This window comes from Methylobacterium indicum (assembly GCF_017347565.1).
In the GTDB taxonomy this organism is placed as follows: Bacteria; Pseudomonadota; Alphaproteobacteria; order Rhizobiales; family Beijerinckiaceae; genus Methylobacterium; species Methylobacterium indicum.
Genome location: NZ_AP024145.1, coordinates 4380444 through 4396457 on the forward strand (window position 1 = coordinate 4380444; position 16014 = coordinate 4396457).

The 16014-nt window shown below is 71.4% G+C and carries 14 protein-coding genes; all 14 read right to left on the minus strand.

All coding sequences use genetic code 11. The features are described 5' to 3' along the window. Positions 1–2: 2 nt before the first annotated feature. The 14 genes from lpxB to miv_RS20460 all read right to left on the minus strand — a co-directional run bounded on the left by lpxB (position 3) and on the right by miv_RS20460 (position 15743). Positions 3–1190 carry a lipid-A-disaccharide synthase gene (lpxB, locus tag miv_RS20395; RefSeq protein ID WP_244748621.1) on the minus strand — a complete coding sequence of 396 codons (1188 nt, stop codon included), beginning with the start codon at positions 1188–1190 and terminating at the stop codon, positions 3–5. After that, positions 1187–2089, minus strand: coding sequence for an LpxI family protein (locus tag miv_RS20400; protein ID WP_207178554.1), 903 nt, complete (start codon positions 2087–2089; stop codon positions 1187–1189). Before miv_RS20400 ends, lpxB begins: the two co-directional genes overlap by 4 nt. Then, positions 2089–2937 (minus strand): acyl-ACP--UDP-N-acetylglucosamine O-acyltransferase, encoded by an 849-nt coding sequence (gene lpxA, locus miv_RS20405; RefSeq protein WP_207178556.1) that lies wholly within the window; start codon positions 2935–2937, stop codon positions 2089–2091. Before lpxA ends, miv_RS20400 begins: the two co-directional genes overlap by 1 nt. Further along, positions 2934–3389 (minus strand): 3-hydroxyacyl-ACP dehydratase FabZ, encoded by a 456-nt coding sequence (gene fabZ / locus miv_RS20410; protein WP_420865479.1) that lies wholly within the window; start codon positions 3387–3389, stop codon positions 2934–2936. Before fabZ ends, lpxA begins: the two co-directional genes overlap by 4 nt. A gap of 156 nt (positions 3390–3545) precedes the next feature. Further along, entirely contained in the window at positions 3546–4601 is a 1056-nt protein-coding gene (gene lpxD / locus miv_RS20415) for a UDP-3-O-(3-hydroxymyristoyl)glucosamine N-acyltransferase (protein WP_207178558.1), read from the minus strand. A 177-nt stretch (positions 4602–4778) separates the two neighbouring features. After that, entirely contained in the window at positions 4779–7319 is a 2541-nt protein-coding gene (gene bamA / locus miv_RS20420; RefSeq protein WP_207178560.1) for an outer membrane protein assembly factor BamA, read from the minus strand. Between the two features lie 333 nt (positions 7320–7652). Further along, positions 7653–8813 carry an RIP metalloprotease RseP gene (gene rseP, locus miv_RS20425; protein WP_048429873.1) on the minus strand — a complete coding sequence of 387 codons (1161 nt, stop codon included), beginning with the start codon at positions 8811–8813 and terminating at the stop codon, positions 7653–7655. 139 nt (positions 8814–8952) lie between these two features. Further along, complete coding sequence (dxr, locus tag miv_RS20430; RefSeq protein WP_058617713.1) at positions 8953–10116, minus strand: 1-deoxy-D-xylulose-5-phosphate reductoisomerase; 1164 nt, start codon at positions 10114–10116, stop codon at positions 8953–8955. Next, entirely contained in the window at positions 10113–10976 is an 864-nt protein-coding gene (locus tag miv_RS20435; RefSeq protein WP_048429875.1) for a phosphatidate cytidylyltransferase, read from the minus strand. Before miv_RS20435 ends, dxr begins: the two co-directional genes overlap by 4 nt. Further along, on the minus strand, positions 10976–11683 hold the full coding sequence (locus miv_RS20440) for an isoprenyl transferase (RefSeq protein ID WP_048429904.1): 708 nt from the start codon (positions 11681–11683) through the stop codon (positions 10976–10978). The genes miv_RS20435 and miv_RS20440 overlap by 1 nt, the downstream gene beginning before the upstream one ends. 180 nt (positions 11684–11863) lie before the next feature. Then, on the minus strand, positions 11864–12427 hold the full coding sequence (gene frr, locus miv_RS20445) for a ribosome recycling factor (RefSeq protein ID WP_048429876.1): 564 nt from the start codon (positions 12425–12427) through the stop codon (positions 11864–11866). A gap of 180 nt (positions 12428–12607) precedes the next feature. Further along, positions 12608–13366: a UMP kinase gene (gene pyrH, locus miv_RS20450; protein ID WP_058617714.1), complete on the minus strand. Its 759-nt coding sequence runs from the start codon at positions 13364–13366 to the stop codon at positions 12608–12610. 257 nt (positions 13367–13623) lie between these two features. Next, on the minus strand, positions 13624–14547 hold the full coding sequence (tsf, locus tag miv_RS20455) for a translation elongation factor Ts (RefSeq protein WP_048429878.1): 924 nt from the start codon (positions 14545–14547) through the stop codon (positions 13624–13626). A gap of 146 nt (positions 14548–14693) precedes the next feature. After that, positions 14694–15743 carry a 30S ribosomal protein S2 gene (locus tag miv_RS20460; RefSeq protein WP_048429879.1) on the minus strand — a complete coding sequence of 350 codons (1050 nt, stop codon included), beginning with the start codon at positions 15741–15743 and terminating at the stop codon, positions 14694–14696. Positions 15744–16014: the final 271 nt, after the last annotated feature.

The following is a 16014-nucleotide window of genomic DNA, read 5'->3' on the forward strand; positions in this document are numbered from 1 at the left end:
GCTCAGGCCGCCGCGCCTTTGCCCGCCGCCAGCACGATCCGGGCGGCGCTGCGGCTCGGCTCGTCGCCGTCGGGCAGCCGCATCGTCGCGTCGAGGCGGGCGAGCGCCGCCGCCTGCGCCGCCCGGGCCGGGCCCTCGGGCAGGAGGGGCGCGAGCGCCGCCGCCAAGCGCTCGGGGGTGCAGTCGGCCTGGATCAGCTCGGGGATCGCGTTCTCGCCCAGGATCAGGTTCGGCAGGACGATCGTCGGCACCTGGATCAGGCGGCGGACGATCACCTCCTCGATCTTCGGCACCTGATAGGCCACCACCATCGGCACGCCGGCGAGCGCCAGTTCGAGCGTCACCGTGCCCGACGCCGCGAGCGCCGCGCGGGCCCGCCGGAAGGTCGCGAGCTTGTCGGCCTCGCCGTCGATCAGCCGCGGGCGCACCGTCCAGGAGGCCGCGAGACGCGCGATCAGGGCGCGGTGGCGCGCCACCGCCGGCAATTCGACTGTGAACGGGTGGCCCTGCGCCTGCACCTTGGCGAGGGCGGCGCCGAAGATCGGCATCAGGCGCTCGATCTCGCTGCGGCGCGAGCCCGGCAGAACCGCCAGGACCGGTTGGGGGCCTTGGCGTGCCTCCCGCTCCGCCGAGCCCGGGCGCAACTCGCCGAGCCGCTCGATCAGCGGGTGGCCGACATAGGTGCAGGTCGGCCCGCCGAGGCGGCGATGCGCGTCGGGCTCGAACGGGAGCAGGGCGAGCACGTGGTCGATGTAGCCGCGCATGGTCTTGGCGCGCCACGGCCGCCACGCCCACACGCTCGGACTGACGTAATCGACCACGGGCAGGCCGGGCAGCTGCCGGCGCACCCGGCTCGCCACCGCGTGGGTGAAGCCCGGGCTGTCGATGATGACGAGCACGTCGGGACGCGCCGCCACGCAGGCCTGCACGGTCTGGCGGATGCGCCGCATCAGGAGGCGGATGCGGGCGGCCACCGCGAGGTAGCCGATCACCGCCACGTCCTCGAGCGGGAAGAGGGAGGCCATGCCCTCCGCCGCCATGGCGTCGCCGCCGACGCCGGCGAGCGACAGCGGCCGGTCGGAGAGGGCGTGGAGCGAGCGGATCAGCTTGGCGCCGAGCTGGTCGCCGGATTCCTCGCCCGCCACCAGCCAGATCGTGAGGGGACGCCCGGTCGGGGCCGTGTCGCTCAAGGGGCAGGCTCCGGAGGATCGGGCGGCAGGCCGAGGAGGAAGAGGCCGAGCCGGTCGGCCAGCGCCGCGGTCTCGGCGCGGTCGAGCACCAGGGTGTCGCCGGCCCCGACCGCGATGCCGATGCAGCCGGCCTGCGCCGCCCGCTTCACCGTGCGCGGACCGATCGCCGGCAGGTCGACCCGGAGGTCCTGGCCGTCCTTGGCGCGCTTCACCAGCACCATCGCGGCGGGGGCGCGCCCGAGGCCGAAGGGGCGGCGGGAGAGCGCCCTCGCGCGGTCGAGCATGCGGTCGGTGCCCTCCGGCCCCTCGACCGCCAGGACCCGCCGGCTCGCCACGACCGCGGCCTGGCCGACATCGTGCGGCGAGAGGCTGGCGAGCAGCGCCCGCCCGGCCGCCACCGAGGCCTCCGCCGCCGCGTCCGGCCCCAGCGCCCCGAGGCGGCCGACCGGTGCCATCAGCCCGGGGGCGAGGTCGCGCACGCCGAGCACCTGCAGGCCGTGCTCCTCCAGCAGGGCCAGCACGCCGCGCAGGAGGTGGTCGTCGCCGCCGGAGGCGAGGGAGCGCAGGGTCTCGCGGTTGCGGTAGGCCGCGAGCGTGTTGAGGAGGGCGGCGGGGCTCGGCCGCGCCACCGCGCCGGCGAGCGTCACGCCGGCCGGATGCCAGCCGCAGAGGATGTCGAGGGCGCCGCGCACGTCGAGGAGGTCGACCGTGGCGTCGGCCCGCCGCCGGGTCGCCGGATCGGCGAAGCCCCGGATCGCCAGCACGCGGCAGGGACGCCCGACCGCCTCCAGGGCGGCGGCGATGAGGAGCGGCAGCCGGCCGGCCCCGGCCACGATGGCGACCGGCCCGGCCGCCTGCGGAGCGGGAGAGCGATCGGCGTGGGCCGCCGCGGCGGCCATCACGCCGGGCCCGGCGCCTCGCGCGGGGTGCAGACCGAGCGCTTGCCGCCCTCGCGGATGAAGGCCAGGATCTCCTGCACGATCGGGTGCTGGTCGAACTCCGCCGCCACGTCCTCGACCCGCTCCATCAGGGTGCCTTCGAGGGCGAAGAGCAGCCGGTAGGCCTTGCGCAGCGCGTGGATCTCCTCGCGGGAGAAGCCGCGGCGCTGCAGCCCGATGATGTTGAGCCCCGACAGGTGGGCGCGGTTGCCCACCGCCATGCCGTAGGGAATCAGGTCGTTCTCGAGGCCCGACAGCCCGCCCACGAAGGAATGGGCGCCGACCCGGGCGAACTGGATCACCGCCGCGCCGCCGCCGAGGATCGCGTAGTCGCCGACCTGGCAATGGCCGGCCAGCATCACGTTGTTGGAGAACACGACGTGGTGGCCGACCCGGCAATCGTGGCCGACATGGCTGTTGGCGAGGAACGCGCAGGAATCGCCGACCGTGGTGGCCAGCCCGCCGCCGGCGGTGCCGGGGTTCATCGTCACGCCCTCGCGGATCTGGCAATCGGCGCCGATCGTCAGGGTCGAGTCCTCGCCGCGGAACTTCAGGTCCTGCGGCGGGTGGCCGATCGAGGCGAAGGGATAGATCCGGGTGCGCGGGCCGACCGTGGTGCGGCCGGCCACGACGACGTGGCTGACGAGCTTGACGCCGTCGCCGAGCACGGCCTGCGGCCCGACATGGCAGAACGGCCCGATCTCGACGCCGGCGCCGATCACCGCGCCGTCCTCGACCACCGCGCTCGGGTGGATGCGGGTCTCCGGGAGATCGGCCGTCCGGGCCTCGCTCGTCTGGCTCTCGCTCATTCGGTCACCAGCATCGCGCCGATCTCGGCCTCGGCCACCAGCACGCCGTTGACCTTGGCCTCGCCCTTGAACCACCACATGAAGCGGCGGTTGCTGGTCTTGCGCATATGGTACTCGACCACGTCGCCCGGCACGACCGGCTTGCGGAACTTCGCCTTGTCGATGGTCATGAAGAAGACCTTGCTCGGCTTGGTGTCGCCCTTGAGCTTGTGGGCGCAGCAGATCGCGCCGGCAGTCTGGGCCATGCCCTCGATCAGCAGCACGCCCGGGAAGACCGGGGCGGCCGGGAAGTGGCCGGTGAAGTGCGGTTCGTTGATCGTGACGTTCTTGATGCCGATGCAGCTCTCGTCCCGATCGATCTGGACGATCTTGTCGATCATCAGGAACGGGTAGCGGTGGGGCAGAAGCTCCATCACCCGCAGGATGTCGGCCGTGCCCAGCTCGGCTGGCATCTCGGTCATGGTGTCTGGCTCCCTCGTGGCGGTCCCGGAGACGCTCCGGTCATCGGTGCGTCGTCTTTGGCGAGAAGCGGCGCGGATGCAAGCGATTTGCGGCGGGAGCGCGGCGGAGGCGTCGTCCCCGGCGGCCCGGCCGTGACGTCCGGCGCCTCAGCCCTCGCCGCCCTCGTCGCGCGCGCGCGCCGCGAGGTTCTTGAGCGTCGTCATCTCGCGGAACCACTCGCGCACGGGCTTGGCCGGCGTGCCGCCCCAGCGCGAGCCCGCCGGCACGTCCTTGTTGACGTTGCTCGATCCGGCGATCTGCGCGCCCATGCCGATGCGCAGATGCCCCACCACGCCGACCTGGCCGCCGAGCACGACGTAATCCTCGAGCGTGGTCGAGCCCGAGATGCCGACCTGGGCGACGATCACGCAGTGGCGGCCGATGACGACGTTGTGGGCGATCTGCACGAGGTTGTCGATCTTGGTGCCCTCGCCCACCACCGTGTCGCGGCTGGCGCCGCGGTCGATCGTGGTGTTGGCGCCGATCTCGACGTCGTCCTGGATGATCACCCGGCCGACCTGCGGCACCTTGAGATGGCCGCCCGGCCCCATGGCGAAGCCGAACCCGTCCTGGCCGATGCGGGCGCCGCCATGCACGATCACCCGATTCCCCAGGAAGGCGTGCAGCACCGAGGCCCCGGGACCCACGGCGCATCCCCGCCCGATCCGCACCCCCGGACCGACGACGCAGCCCGCCGCCAGCACCGTCTCGGCGCCGATCTCGGCCTCCGGCCCGATCACCACGCCGGGATCGACCACCACCCCGGGTTCGAGCCGGGCGGTCGGGTGGACGAAGGAGCCGGGCGAGATCCCGGTGGCGCCAAACAGCGAGGTCGGACGCGCCGCGCTCGGAAACAGCCGGGCCAGCACCTTGGCGAAGCCCCGGTAGGGCTGGGGCGTCACGAGGGCGACCGTGCCGGCGGGCACCCGGGCGGAGAAGCGCGGGGAGACCAGGCAGGCGCGGGCGCGGGTCGCCGCCAGCGCGTCGCCGTACTTGGCGTTGTCCATGTAGGCGAGGTCGTCGGGCCCGGCGCTCTCGAGCGGGCTCGCGGCCCGGATCACCGCCTCGCCGTCGACCTCCGGCGGCAGGGTCGCACCGGCGAGCGCCGCGATCTCGCTCAACGAGACGGGCCCCGCGAGGGGAAAGAAGACCGGTTCCGACATCGCCTGCATCCGCTGGGGCCGGGCGCGCCGGGGAGCCGGCCCGTCCCGTCCTCGTCGAGGGGAGGGCGCCCGGACTAGCGGCATAATCGGGTGGGTACAAACGAAAACGGCCGCGGGGCTGGATGCCCGGCGGCCGTCTGTCCGGAAGGGGCGCCGGCGGCGCCCCCGCGATCGGTCTTAGAAGCGCGAGCCGCCCGAGAAGCGGAACGCCTGCGTCTGGTCCTTGCCGACCTTGCCGAAGTAGGTGCCGTCGGCGCCGAAGACCTTCTGGCCCTCGTCCTTGGTCAGGGCGTAGGCGTAGTCGAAGCGGATCGGGCCGAGCGGCGAGTTCCACAGGATCGAGGCGCCGACCGACGAGCGGATCGTGGCCTTGTCGCGGACGTTCACGCATTCCGGCTCGACGCCGATGGTCGAGGCGTTGAAGTTGCACGCGCCGCCCGGCGCGGTGCCGTTGATGAAGCCGTCGCCGTTGACGTCGAAGGCGCGGCGGCCCTTGTAGCCGAACAGCGTACCGGCATCGGCGAAGACCGCGCCCTTCAGGCCCAGATCCCGGGGCAGACCCCAGATCGGGAACTGCACCTCGACCGAGGCGCCGACATAGGTGGTGCCGCCGATCGCGTTGGAGCGGGCGTCGCCCGAGCCGACGTCGCGCGGGCCGATGCCGTTGGGCGCGAAGCCGCGCACCAGCGACGGGCCGAGGAAGAACTGGTCGGTGACGCGGAGCGAGTTGCCCTCGGTCGGCTGGACGTGGCCGCCCTGGAACTTCACGAAGCCGACGACGTCTTCCCACAGCTCCTTGTAGTAGCGGGCCTCGCCGGTGACGCGGAAGAACTTCGAATCGCCGCCGATGCCCGCGTATTCCGGCTTGATCTCGCCGTAGAAGCCGTTGCGCGGCAGCTGCAGGTTGTCGAGGGTCGAGTACGCGAGCGTCACGCCGGCGAGCGAGGTGAGGGTGGAGCCCACCGCCTCCTTGAGCGCGATCGAGGCCTCGCCGTCATAGGCGCAGTTCGGGTACTGGGCCAGGCCGCCGACGTTGCGGCCGTTGAGGATCGTGCCCGGATCGTAGGTCTTGGTGTAGCCCGGGATCGGGAACGAGCAGTCGTTGTACGGCCGCTTGAGGGTGTTCGGGATCTTCAGGTCGGTGTTGTAGATCGAGTAGCGCAGCGTGATGCCGAAATCCTCGGTGATCGGCAGGCCGAGGCGGAGCTGGCCGCCGACCACGTCGGTCACGTAGCGCGAGTAGCGGGTCTGGTCGCTGTACTTGTTGAAGACGTCGAAGCCGGCCGCCAGGCGGTAGCCGAGGAAGTACGGCTCGGTGAACGAGAAGTCGACACCACGGGTGTACTGGCCGGCGGTGCCGGCGAGGCGGACGTACTGGCCGCGACCGAGGAAGTTCGACTCCGAGACCGAGACCTCGCCGATGATGCCGTCCGCCGTCGAGTAGCCGCCGGCGACCGAGAACGAACCGGTCGGTTGATCCTCGACATCGATGTTCACGACGACGCGGTCGGGGGCGGAGCCGGGCTCGTTGGAGAACCGCACCTTCTTGAAGAAGCCGAGGCCGTTCAGGCGCCGCTCGGCGCGGTCGACGAGGACGCGGTTGTAGGCGTCGCCCTCGGTGAGGTCGAGCTCGCGCCGCACGACATAGTCGCGGGTGCGGGTGTTGCCGCGCACGTTGATGCGCTCGATGTAGACCTTCGGGCCGTCCTCGACGATGTAGCCGAGGGCGACGGTGCCGGTGGCACGGTCGCGCTCGCCGGTCGGGCGGACCTGCGCGAAGGGATGGCCGGACCGGGCCACCGACGTCGTGACGCCGGTCAGCGTCTTCTCGACGTCCTCGGCGTTGTAGACGTCGCCGACGCCGGTGCGCAGCTCGTCGCGCAGGACGGTGCCGTCGACGCCCGGGATGCGGGAATCGACCGAGACCGCGCCGACGCGGTACTGCTGGCCTTCCTCGACCGTGATGGTGATGATCCAGCCGCCGGCCGCGTCGTCGTAGCGCGAATCCGCCGAGGCGATCCGGAAGTCGGCATAGCCGTTCTTCAGGTAGTAGCGGCGGATCAGGTCGAGATCGTTGGCGAGCCGGTCGGGATCGTAGACGTCGGAGGTCTTGACGAAGCTGAGGAGGTTCATCTCCGACAGCGTCATCAGGTCCTTCAGTCGGCCGTCCGAGTAGACGTGGTTGCCGACGAACTTGATTTCCTTGACGCCGGTCTTGTCGCCTTCCTCGATGGTGTAGACGACATCAACGCGGCCGTTCGGCAGGTCGACGGTGCGAACCGAGACCTTGGCCGAGCCGCGGCCGGCGCGACGGTACACCTCGCGGATGCGCTCGAGGTCGGAGTTGACCTGCGCCTGGCTGTAGGGCCCGCGCGACTTCGACTCGACGATACTCTCGAGCGTCCCCTTCTCGACCTTCTTGTTGCCCTCGAAGAAGACGCGGTTGATCGTGTTGTTCTCGCGCACCGAGACGACGATGCGGCCGCCGCTATGCGAGACCCGCACGTCCGAGAACATGCCGCTGGCGATCAGGTTGCGGCGGCCCTCCTCGGGCGACACGCCGACCACGTAGGAACGGACCGTATCCGGGTCGATCCGGGAATTGCCCTGAACGACGATCTGCTGCGCGAAGGCGCTGCCGCTGGCGGCGATGGTAGCGGCCATGACAATGGCGCCCTTCGCCGACGCACGCCGGCGCTTACCCGTCATCGACATCATAAATGGCCCGTCTCATTTTTTGTCGGCACGGGTTTGCACCCGCAGACGATCGAACTCTCACGAGGTCGAAGTCCCCTGGTCCTAGCCCTGCTTCTATCGGGAATCCCCGGCGACGCAAACGCCACGCTCCCGACCTACCGGGATTTTGCCCAGACGTTGCCTTCCTGTCACGGCCCACGGCCACGCTTTTCACAGGGCAGGGTCAGCGCGCGGTGAACGGCGCACCGAGGCGAAAGCCCCGGAATGGAACGCTTTTTATGAAAATTGTGTGGATTCGCCAAAACGCCGCCCGCGCTCGCGCGCGGACGGCGTGCCCTCGGGGGAGGGGAGGCCTCAGGTGCCGCGGTTGAAGGCGGCGCCGATGTGCAGGATGTCGTTCCAGGTCGCGAACAGCATCAGCATCAGCACGAGCGCGAGACCGATGCGGAAGCCGATCTCCTGCGCCCGCTCGCTCAGGGGCCGGCCGCGGACGATCTCGACGGCGTAGAACATCAGGTGCCCGCCATCGAGCATCGGCACCGGAAACAGGTTGATGAGGCCGATCGAGACCGACAGGACCGCGATCAGCCCGACGAGCGCGCCGATGCCGCCGACCTTGGCGGCCTGGCCCGACACCCGGGCGATGCCCATCGGCCCCGAGAGCTGGTCGGCCGATTCGCGCCCCGTGATCAGCTTGCCGATGTAGCTGAAGGTGCGGTCGACGACGAAGTAGGTCTCGGTCACGCCGATCTTCAGCGAGTCGAGGGCGCCGTACTGCACCAGCTTGACGTCGGCGGCGTCGCGCGGGCCCTGGATGCCCAGCCGCCCGATGCGCTGGGTGCCGAACGGGGTCTTGTCCTCGTAGACGTCCGGCGTCGCGGTGAGCGGCGTGGTGACGCCGCCGCGCTCGACCGTGAAGTCGAGCCGGTCGCCGGCGGCGCCCGAGACGGTGCGCTGCATGTCGGCGAAGTTGTGGATGGCGCTGCCGTTGATCGTCAGCACGACGTCGCCGGCCTGGAAACCGGCCCGCTCGGCCGCGCTGCCCGCCTGCACCGCCGACACCCGGGGCGCCACCTCGTAGCGGCCGGTGGCGTAGACGGCGCCGGCAAAGACCGCGATGGCGAGAAGGAAGTTGGCGACCGGGCCCGCCGCCACGATGGCGACCCGCTTCCAGACGTTCTGGGCGTGGAAGCTGATCGCGTGATCGGCCGGGTTCATCCGCGCCATGGCGCTCGGGTCCGGCACGCTGGCGCCGTTCATGTCGCCGACGAACTTGACGTAGCCGCCGAGCGGGATCGCCGAGAGCTTCCAGCGGGTGCCGCGACGGTCGTTGAAGCCGACGATCTCGGGCCCGAAGCCGATCGAGAAGCTGGTCACCCCGACGCCGCACCAGCGCCCGACCAGAAAATGGCCGAGCTCGTGGATGAAGACCACGACGGTCAGGACGAACAGGAACGGCACGATGTAGCCGAGCAGGTTCGTCGTCGCGCCGCCGACGACGTTGAGCAGATCCATGGTCACCTCGATGCGGCGCGGCGGACCCTCTCCGGTCCGATCCGGCCACCTTGCCGATCGTCACTCATACAGAGTCCACGGGCCTGCGAACAGGCCGCGCGTCGACCGAGGGTTAACTTAACGGAAGCTTGACGCTCCCTCAGGCCGCGAGTGCCGCCGTGCTCCAGCCGCGCACCTCGGCGTCGATGGCGAGCGCCTCCTCGACGTCGGCGGGGGCTTCCGGGAAGCGAGCCGCGAAATGCTCGCAGGCCCGCTCGACCAGGGCGGCGATGTCGTAGAAGCCGATGCGCCCGGCGATGAAGGCCGCGACCGCGATCTCGTTCGCGGCGTTCATCACCGTCGGCTGGGCACCGCCCGCCGCGAGCGCGGCCTTGGCGATGCGCAGGCAGGGGAAGCGCTCCTCGTCCGGGCGCTCGAAGGTGAGGCTGCCGACGCTTGCGAGGTCGAGGGGCTTGCCGCGGGCGATCGACAGGCGGTCGCCCAAGCCCAGGCAGTGCGAGATCGGCACCCGCATGTCGGGGACGTAGAGCCCGGCCGTGACCGCGCCGTCGCGCCAGGTGACGAGGGCGTGGACGATCGATTGCGGATGCACCACGGCGTCGAGACGCTCGGCCTCGATGCCGAACAGATGGTGGGCCTCGATCAGCTCCAGCCCCTTGTTCATCAGGGTGGCCGAATCGATGTTGATCTTCATGCCCATCGACCAGGTCGGGTGGGCGGCCGCGTCCGCGGCGCTCGCCGCGGCGATCCGCTCGCGGGTCGCGGTCCGGAACGGCCCGCCGGACGCCGTGATGGTCATCCGGGTGATGTCGTCGATCCGGCCGGTGCCGATCGACTGCTCCAGCGCGTTGTGCTCGGAATCCATCGGCAGGAGACGGGCGCCGTATTTTTTCGCGTCGCGCATGAAGGCGTCGCCGGCGCAGACCAGGCTCTCCTTGTTGGCGAGCGCCACGGTGCGGCCCTGGCGGATCGCCGCGCAGGTGGGGCTCAGGCCCGCCGCCCCGCTCACCGCCGCCACGACGATGTCGGCCTCGCGCGTTGCCGCCTCGATCACCGCCGAGGGACCGGCGCCGCAGGCGATGCCGGAGCCCGACAGCGCGTCGCGCAGCGCCGGGCCGGCCTCGGGATCGGCGATCGCCGCGAACTCGGCGTTCAGCTCGCGCGCGACGCGGGCCAGCGCCTGCGCGTCGCGGCCGCCCGCCACGGCACCGACCCGGAAGCGGTCCCGGTGCTGGTCGAGCAGGTCGGCAGTGGAGCGCCCGATCGAGCCGGTGGCCCCCAGGACGGAAACGGTGAGGGTCATGGATGTCCCGTGAGAGTGAGGCCGGCGAGCAGGAGCCCGGCGAGGAGCGCGACGGCGAAGAAGCCGTCGAGGCGGTCCATCACGCCGCCATGGCCCGGGATCAGGCGGCCGGAATCCTTGGCGCCGTAGGCGCGCTTGAGGGCCGATTCGGCGAGGTCGCCGCCCTGGCTCATCACCGAGGCGATGGCCGACAGCGCGCAGGCCAGCGGCAGCGACAGCGCCTCGGTGGCGCCGAGATGGCGCGCGCCCGCCGCCACCGCGCCGCCGACGATCGTCGCGCCGACGAGTCCGCCGCAGAAGCCCGACCAGGTCTTCTTCGGGCTCACCGCCGGCCACAGCTTCGGCCCGCCGAGCGACCGGCCGGTGAAGTAGGCGGCGATGTCGGTGGTCCAGACCACCCCGAACAGCCAGAGCGGGCCGGCGAGCCCGATGCGGGGATCGTCGCGCAGGAGCACCGGCACCAGGGCGACGACGAGGGCGCAGGCGAGGCTGGCAGGCGCCCAGATCCGGCCCGCGGCCGGCCGGGCGAGGAGCGCGAGGGCCGCGAGGCCGAGCGCGACGGTGCCGACGAGCCAGGGCGTCGCGACCGGCAGCCGCGCGCCCGCGACGACGCCGAGGAGGACGAGGCCGGCGATGGCCAGAAGCGGCCGGTGCGGCGCGGTCCGGGTGATGGCGAGCCATTCGCCGACGATGGCGAGGCCGGCCAGGAACCAGACCACCGCGAAGATCCAGCCGCCGTTGAGGGTGGCGCCGAGCACCAGGAGGCCGAGCACGATGCCCGACACCGTGCGGGCGCCGAGTTCCGTCGCCGGCCAGCCCGGCCGCGCGCCCGGGAGCTTCGTTCCGTCGGAGCCCGCCATCAGCCCGCCCGGGCGCTGAGGCCGCCGAAGCGGCGGTCGCGATTCTGGAACTCGCCGATCGCGGCGAGGAAGGTGGCGTGATCGAAGTCCGGCCAGAAATCCGGTACGAACACGAATTCCGAGTAGGCGGTCTGCCAGGTCAGGAAGTTCGAGACCCGCTGCTCGCCGGAGGTGCGGATCACGAGGTCTGGATCGGGAATGCCGTGGGTGTCGAGCGCCCCCGTCATCGCCGCGGCGTCGATCGCCTCGGGCGAGAGCCGCCCCTCGGCGACGGCGCGGGCGAGGTCCCGCACGGCGCGCAGGATCTCCTGGCGGCCGCCGTAGTTGAACGCCACCACGAGCGTCAGCTTGGTGTTGCGGGCGGTGCGCTCCTCGGCCTCGCGCAGGAGGCCGGCGATGTCCCCCGGCAGGCCGTCGCGCTCGCCGATGATCCGCACCCGCACGCCGTTGGCGTGCAGGTCGGCGAGGTCGCGGCGCACGAACAGCTTGAGCAGGCCCATCAGGTCGGCGACTTCGGCGGCGGGCCGGCGCCAGTTCTCCGACGAGAAGCTGTAGATGGTGAGGTAGGGGATCCGCAGGTCGATCGCCGAGCGTACGGCCCGGCGCACCGCCTCGACGCCGCGGCGGTGGCCCTCGACCCGCGGCAGGCCGCGGCGGGCGGCCCAGCGGCCGTTGCCGTCCATGATGATGGCGACATGCGCCGGCATCGTCCCGGGATTCGCGCCGCCGGCTTCGGGACACGCCCCGTCCCGGCCCTCGGCCCGGCCTGCGTCCAGCAGGGTCACCGTCTCGCTGTCGCCTGCCATGCTGGCCCCGACCCCGGCGGAGCCGTGACCCGGCTCCGCGCTCTCCACGCCGTCGCTTCGATCATGCCGGTCCGAGACACCTCAGACCTGCATGATCTCCTTCTCCTTGGACGCCAGGGTCTGGTCGACCTCGGCGATGTGCTGGTCGGTCGCCTTCTGCACCTGGTCGGCCTGACGCTTCTCGTCGTCCTGGCCGATGGCGCCGTCCTTCTCGAGCTTCTTCAGGAGATCGAGGCCGTCGCGGCGCACGTGGCGGACCGCGACGCGGGCCTCCTCGGCATATTTGTGCGCGACCTTGACCATCTCCTTGCGGCGCTGCTCGTTCATCTCGGGGATGCGCAGGCGGATGGTCTGGCCCTCGGTCATCGGGTTGAGACCGAGATCGGATTCGCGGATCGCCTTCTCGACCGCCGCCACCATGCCGCGGTCCCAGACCGAGACGCTGAGGAGGCGCGGCTCCGGCACGCTGATCGTGGCGACCTGCGCCATCGACATCGCGGCGCCGTAGGCGTCGACCTGGATCGGGTCGAGGAGCGAGGGCGTGGCCCGCCCGGTGCGCAGCGATCCGAGGTCGTGCTTCAGGGAGTTGATCGCGCCCTGCATGCGCCGCTTGATGTCGTTGAGGTCGAAGGAGGGTGTAGCCATTCCTGCGCGTCCCGAGGCGTCGTGAGGAGAAGGGGAGGAGCGGGCCCGACGCCGAACCCTTGCGGGCGGGCCGAGGCCGCGCCCCGATCGGGCTTCAATGAACCAAAACCCGACCCGCCGCAAATCGTCGGGCCGCGGATTTCGCTTGAGGATATGGCGGATTTCGCGCGCCGCGGGATCCTACGGCGCCACCAAGGTCGAGGGCGCGGCGCCGGTGAGGATCGCCGTCACCGAGCTCGGGGCGTGGACCGAGCCGACGATCAGCGGCAGCCCGCCGTCGCGGGCGAGCGCGAAGGCGGCGGTGTCCATCACCTTGAGGTCGCGGGCGATCGCCTCGTCGTGGCTCAGGCGGTCATAGCGCACGGCATCGGGGTTGGTCTTCGGGTCGGCCGAGTAGACGCCGTCGACCTGGGTCGCCTTCAGCACGGCGTCGCATTTCAGCTCGGCCGCGCGCAGCACCGCGGCGGTGTCGGTGGTGAAGTACGGGTTGCCGGTGCCGCCGGCCAGCACCACGACCTGGCCCTTGTCGAGGTGGTGCAGGGCGGGCTGGCGGGCATAGGTCTCGCAGATCGTCGGCATCGACACCGCCGACATGGTGCGGGCCGTGACGCCGGCGGCGTTGAGCGCCGTCTCGAGCGCCAGGGAGTTCATCACCGTCGCCATCATGCCGAGGGAATCACCGGTGGCGCGGTCGATCCAGCCGGCGGCCGAGACGCGAGCGCCGCGGATCACGTTGCCGCCGCCGACCACGAGGGCGATCTCGAAGCCCTTGTCCACCGCCCGGGCGATGTCGTCGGCGAGCGCGGCGAGGGTCGGCGGGTGCAGCCAGTAGCCGTCGGGCGCGGCGAGCGCCTCGCCGGAGAGCTTCACCAGCACGCGGCGGAAGCGCGGCGAGCCCTGCGCCGTCAGGGAAGGGTCCGACAAGCGATGGTCTGGCATGGGCGCTCCTCTGGCCCGCCCGGGTGGGGCGGCCGCTGCCGGCGTCAAGTATCGATGCGAGTCGGGCCGGGTTCTAGCCTGTCGCTCCCGGCCCGTCGAGGCGTCGGCGCGACGGAATCGGCACGCCAGGACGGGTCGGGGCAGGGGCGCGCGTGGGGCAGCGCGAGGGGTGATCGCGCCACGAAAAAGGGGGCCCGCCTGCGCGGACCCCCTCGTTTCATGCGACGCATCGCCCGAGGCGACGCTGGCCGTCGAGCTCAGCCCTTGGCGGCGGCCGCGACCTCGGCGGCGAAGTCCGGGGCCTCTTCCTTCTCGATGCCCTCGCCGAGCGCGTAGCGGACGAAGCCGGTGAGCTTCACCGGAGAACCGGCCTTGCCCTCGGCCTCCTTGAGCACCTGCGAGACGGTCTTCGAGCCGTCATGCACGAAGGGCTGCTCGAGGAGGGTGACCTCCTTGTAGTAGCTCTTCAGGCCGCTCTCGACGATCTTGGCCATGACGTGGTCCGGCTTGCCGGCGTTCTTCTCGCGCAGGATGTTGCTCTCGCGCTCGACCGTGGCGGCGTCGACGCCCGAGGCGTCCAGCGCCACCGGGTTGGTCGCCGCGACGTGCATGGCGATCTGGCGGCCGAGCTGGCTGAGGAACGTCACGTCGCCGGCCGATTCGAGGGCGACGAGCACGCCGATCTTGCCGAGGCCCTCGGAGACCTGGCCGTGGACGTAGGAGGCGATGACGCCCTTCTCGACCGACAGCTTGGCGACGCGGCGCAGGGTCATGTTCTCGCCGATGGTGGCGATCAGCTCCTGCAGCTTGTCCTTCACCGTGCCCTCGGCGCCCGGGAAGCGGGCGGCCTCGAGGGTCTCGATGCTGTCGCCGGCATTCAGCGCCAGCTTAGCGGCCTCGCGCACGAAGGCCTGGAAGCCGTCGTTGCGGGCGACGAAGTCGGTCTCGGAGTTCACCTCGAGCACCGCGGCGTGATGGCCGGCGGACTCGACCGCGACCAGACCCTCGGCGGCGACGCGGCCGGCCTTCTTGGCGGCCTTGGCGAGGCCCTTCTTGCGCAGCCAGTCCACGGCCGCCTCGAGGTCGCCGGCGGTCTCGTTGAGGGCCGACTTGCAGTCCATCATGCCCGCGCCGGTCTTCTCGCGCAGCTCCTTGACCATCGCTGCCGTGATGTTGGCCATCGTGGGATCCTCTCGATTGGCGCCCCCGCGGGCCCGAGGGCCGCGCCGGTCGGCGGATAAAAGGGAACCCGGCGCCGTGGCGGCGCCGGGCTTTTGCAGAGCATCGGGTCGCGGGACGATCGCCCCGCCTGGTCACCGAGCCGAGGTTACGCGGCGGCGGCGGCCTCGACGAAGCCGCGGGCCTGGTTCACCCAGCCGTCGCGGTCGAAGCGGCCGTTGAGCTTCAGGTCGCCGTCGACCTTGGCGACGTCCTCGGGGCTCATCGCGGCGATCTGCCAGTAGTGGTAGATGCCGGCATCGTTGAGCTTCTGGACCAGCTGCGGGCCGACGCCCGTGAGCTTGGTCAGGTCGTCCGGGGCGCCGCGCGGGGCGGCCAGCAGCTCGAAGGGCTCGCCGACATACGGCTCGGTGATGTCGACGGTGGCGACCTCGGGCTCGTTGGCGAGGGCGGGCAGCTCCTCGGCCATCGGCTCCTCGGACTCGCCGAGGTCGACGCCGAGCGCGCCCTGGCCGCGGGAGATGCCGTCGATCGCCGCGCGGGCGACGAGGTCGCAGTAGAGCGCGATGGCGCGGCCGGCGTCGTCGTTGGCCGGGACCACGTAGGTGATGCCGTCCGGGTTGCAGTTGGTGTCGACGATGGCGGCCACCGGGATCTTGAGGCGGTTCGCCTCCTTGATCGCCAGCTGCTCCTTGTTGGTGTCGATCACGAACAGCAGGTCGGGCACGCCGCCCATGTCCTTGATGCCGCCGAGCGCCTTCTCGAGCTTGTCCTTCTCGCGGGACAGCATCAGGCGCTCCTTCTTGGTGAGGCCCTGGCCGCCGCCGGCGAGGGTCTCGTCGACCTTGCGCAGGCGCTGGATCGAGCCCGAGATGGTCTTCCAGTTGGTCAGCGTGCCGCCGAGCCAGCGCGAGTTCACGTAGTACTGGGCCGAGCGCTTGGCCGCGTCGGCGATGGTGTCGGCCGCCTGGCGCTTGGTGCCGACGAACAGCACGCGGCCGCCCTTGGCGACGGTGTCGCTCACCGCCTGCAGCGCCTGGGCGAGCGCCGGCACGGTCTGGGCGAGGTCGATGATGTGGATGTTGTTGCGGGTGCCGAAGATGTACGACTGCATCTTCGGGTTCCAGCGGTGCGCCTGGTGACCGAAGTGCGAGCCGGCCTCGAGCAGCTGGCGCATGGTGAAGTCGGGAAGGGCCATGATCTTTGTTCTCTCCGGTTGTCTCCGCCGCGGAGGAAGCGACCGGCGTGACCAGGGACTTGCCGAGAGACAAGAACCAGGAATCGACCGGCCACCGGAAACGCCTCATTCAGGCATGAGGCCGGCTCCGCGTGTGGGATGGCCGGGCCTTTATCCGATCGGGGGTGGGATGGCAAGGCGGCGCGGTCCGCGCCTGTGCCGCCGCGCGCTTTCCCGGGGGCTCGGCGCGGGGTCACGGCTCTCCGATCGGTTCGGTGCGTCGTCCGAACCA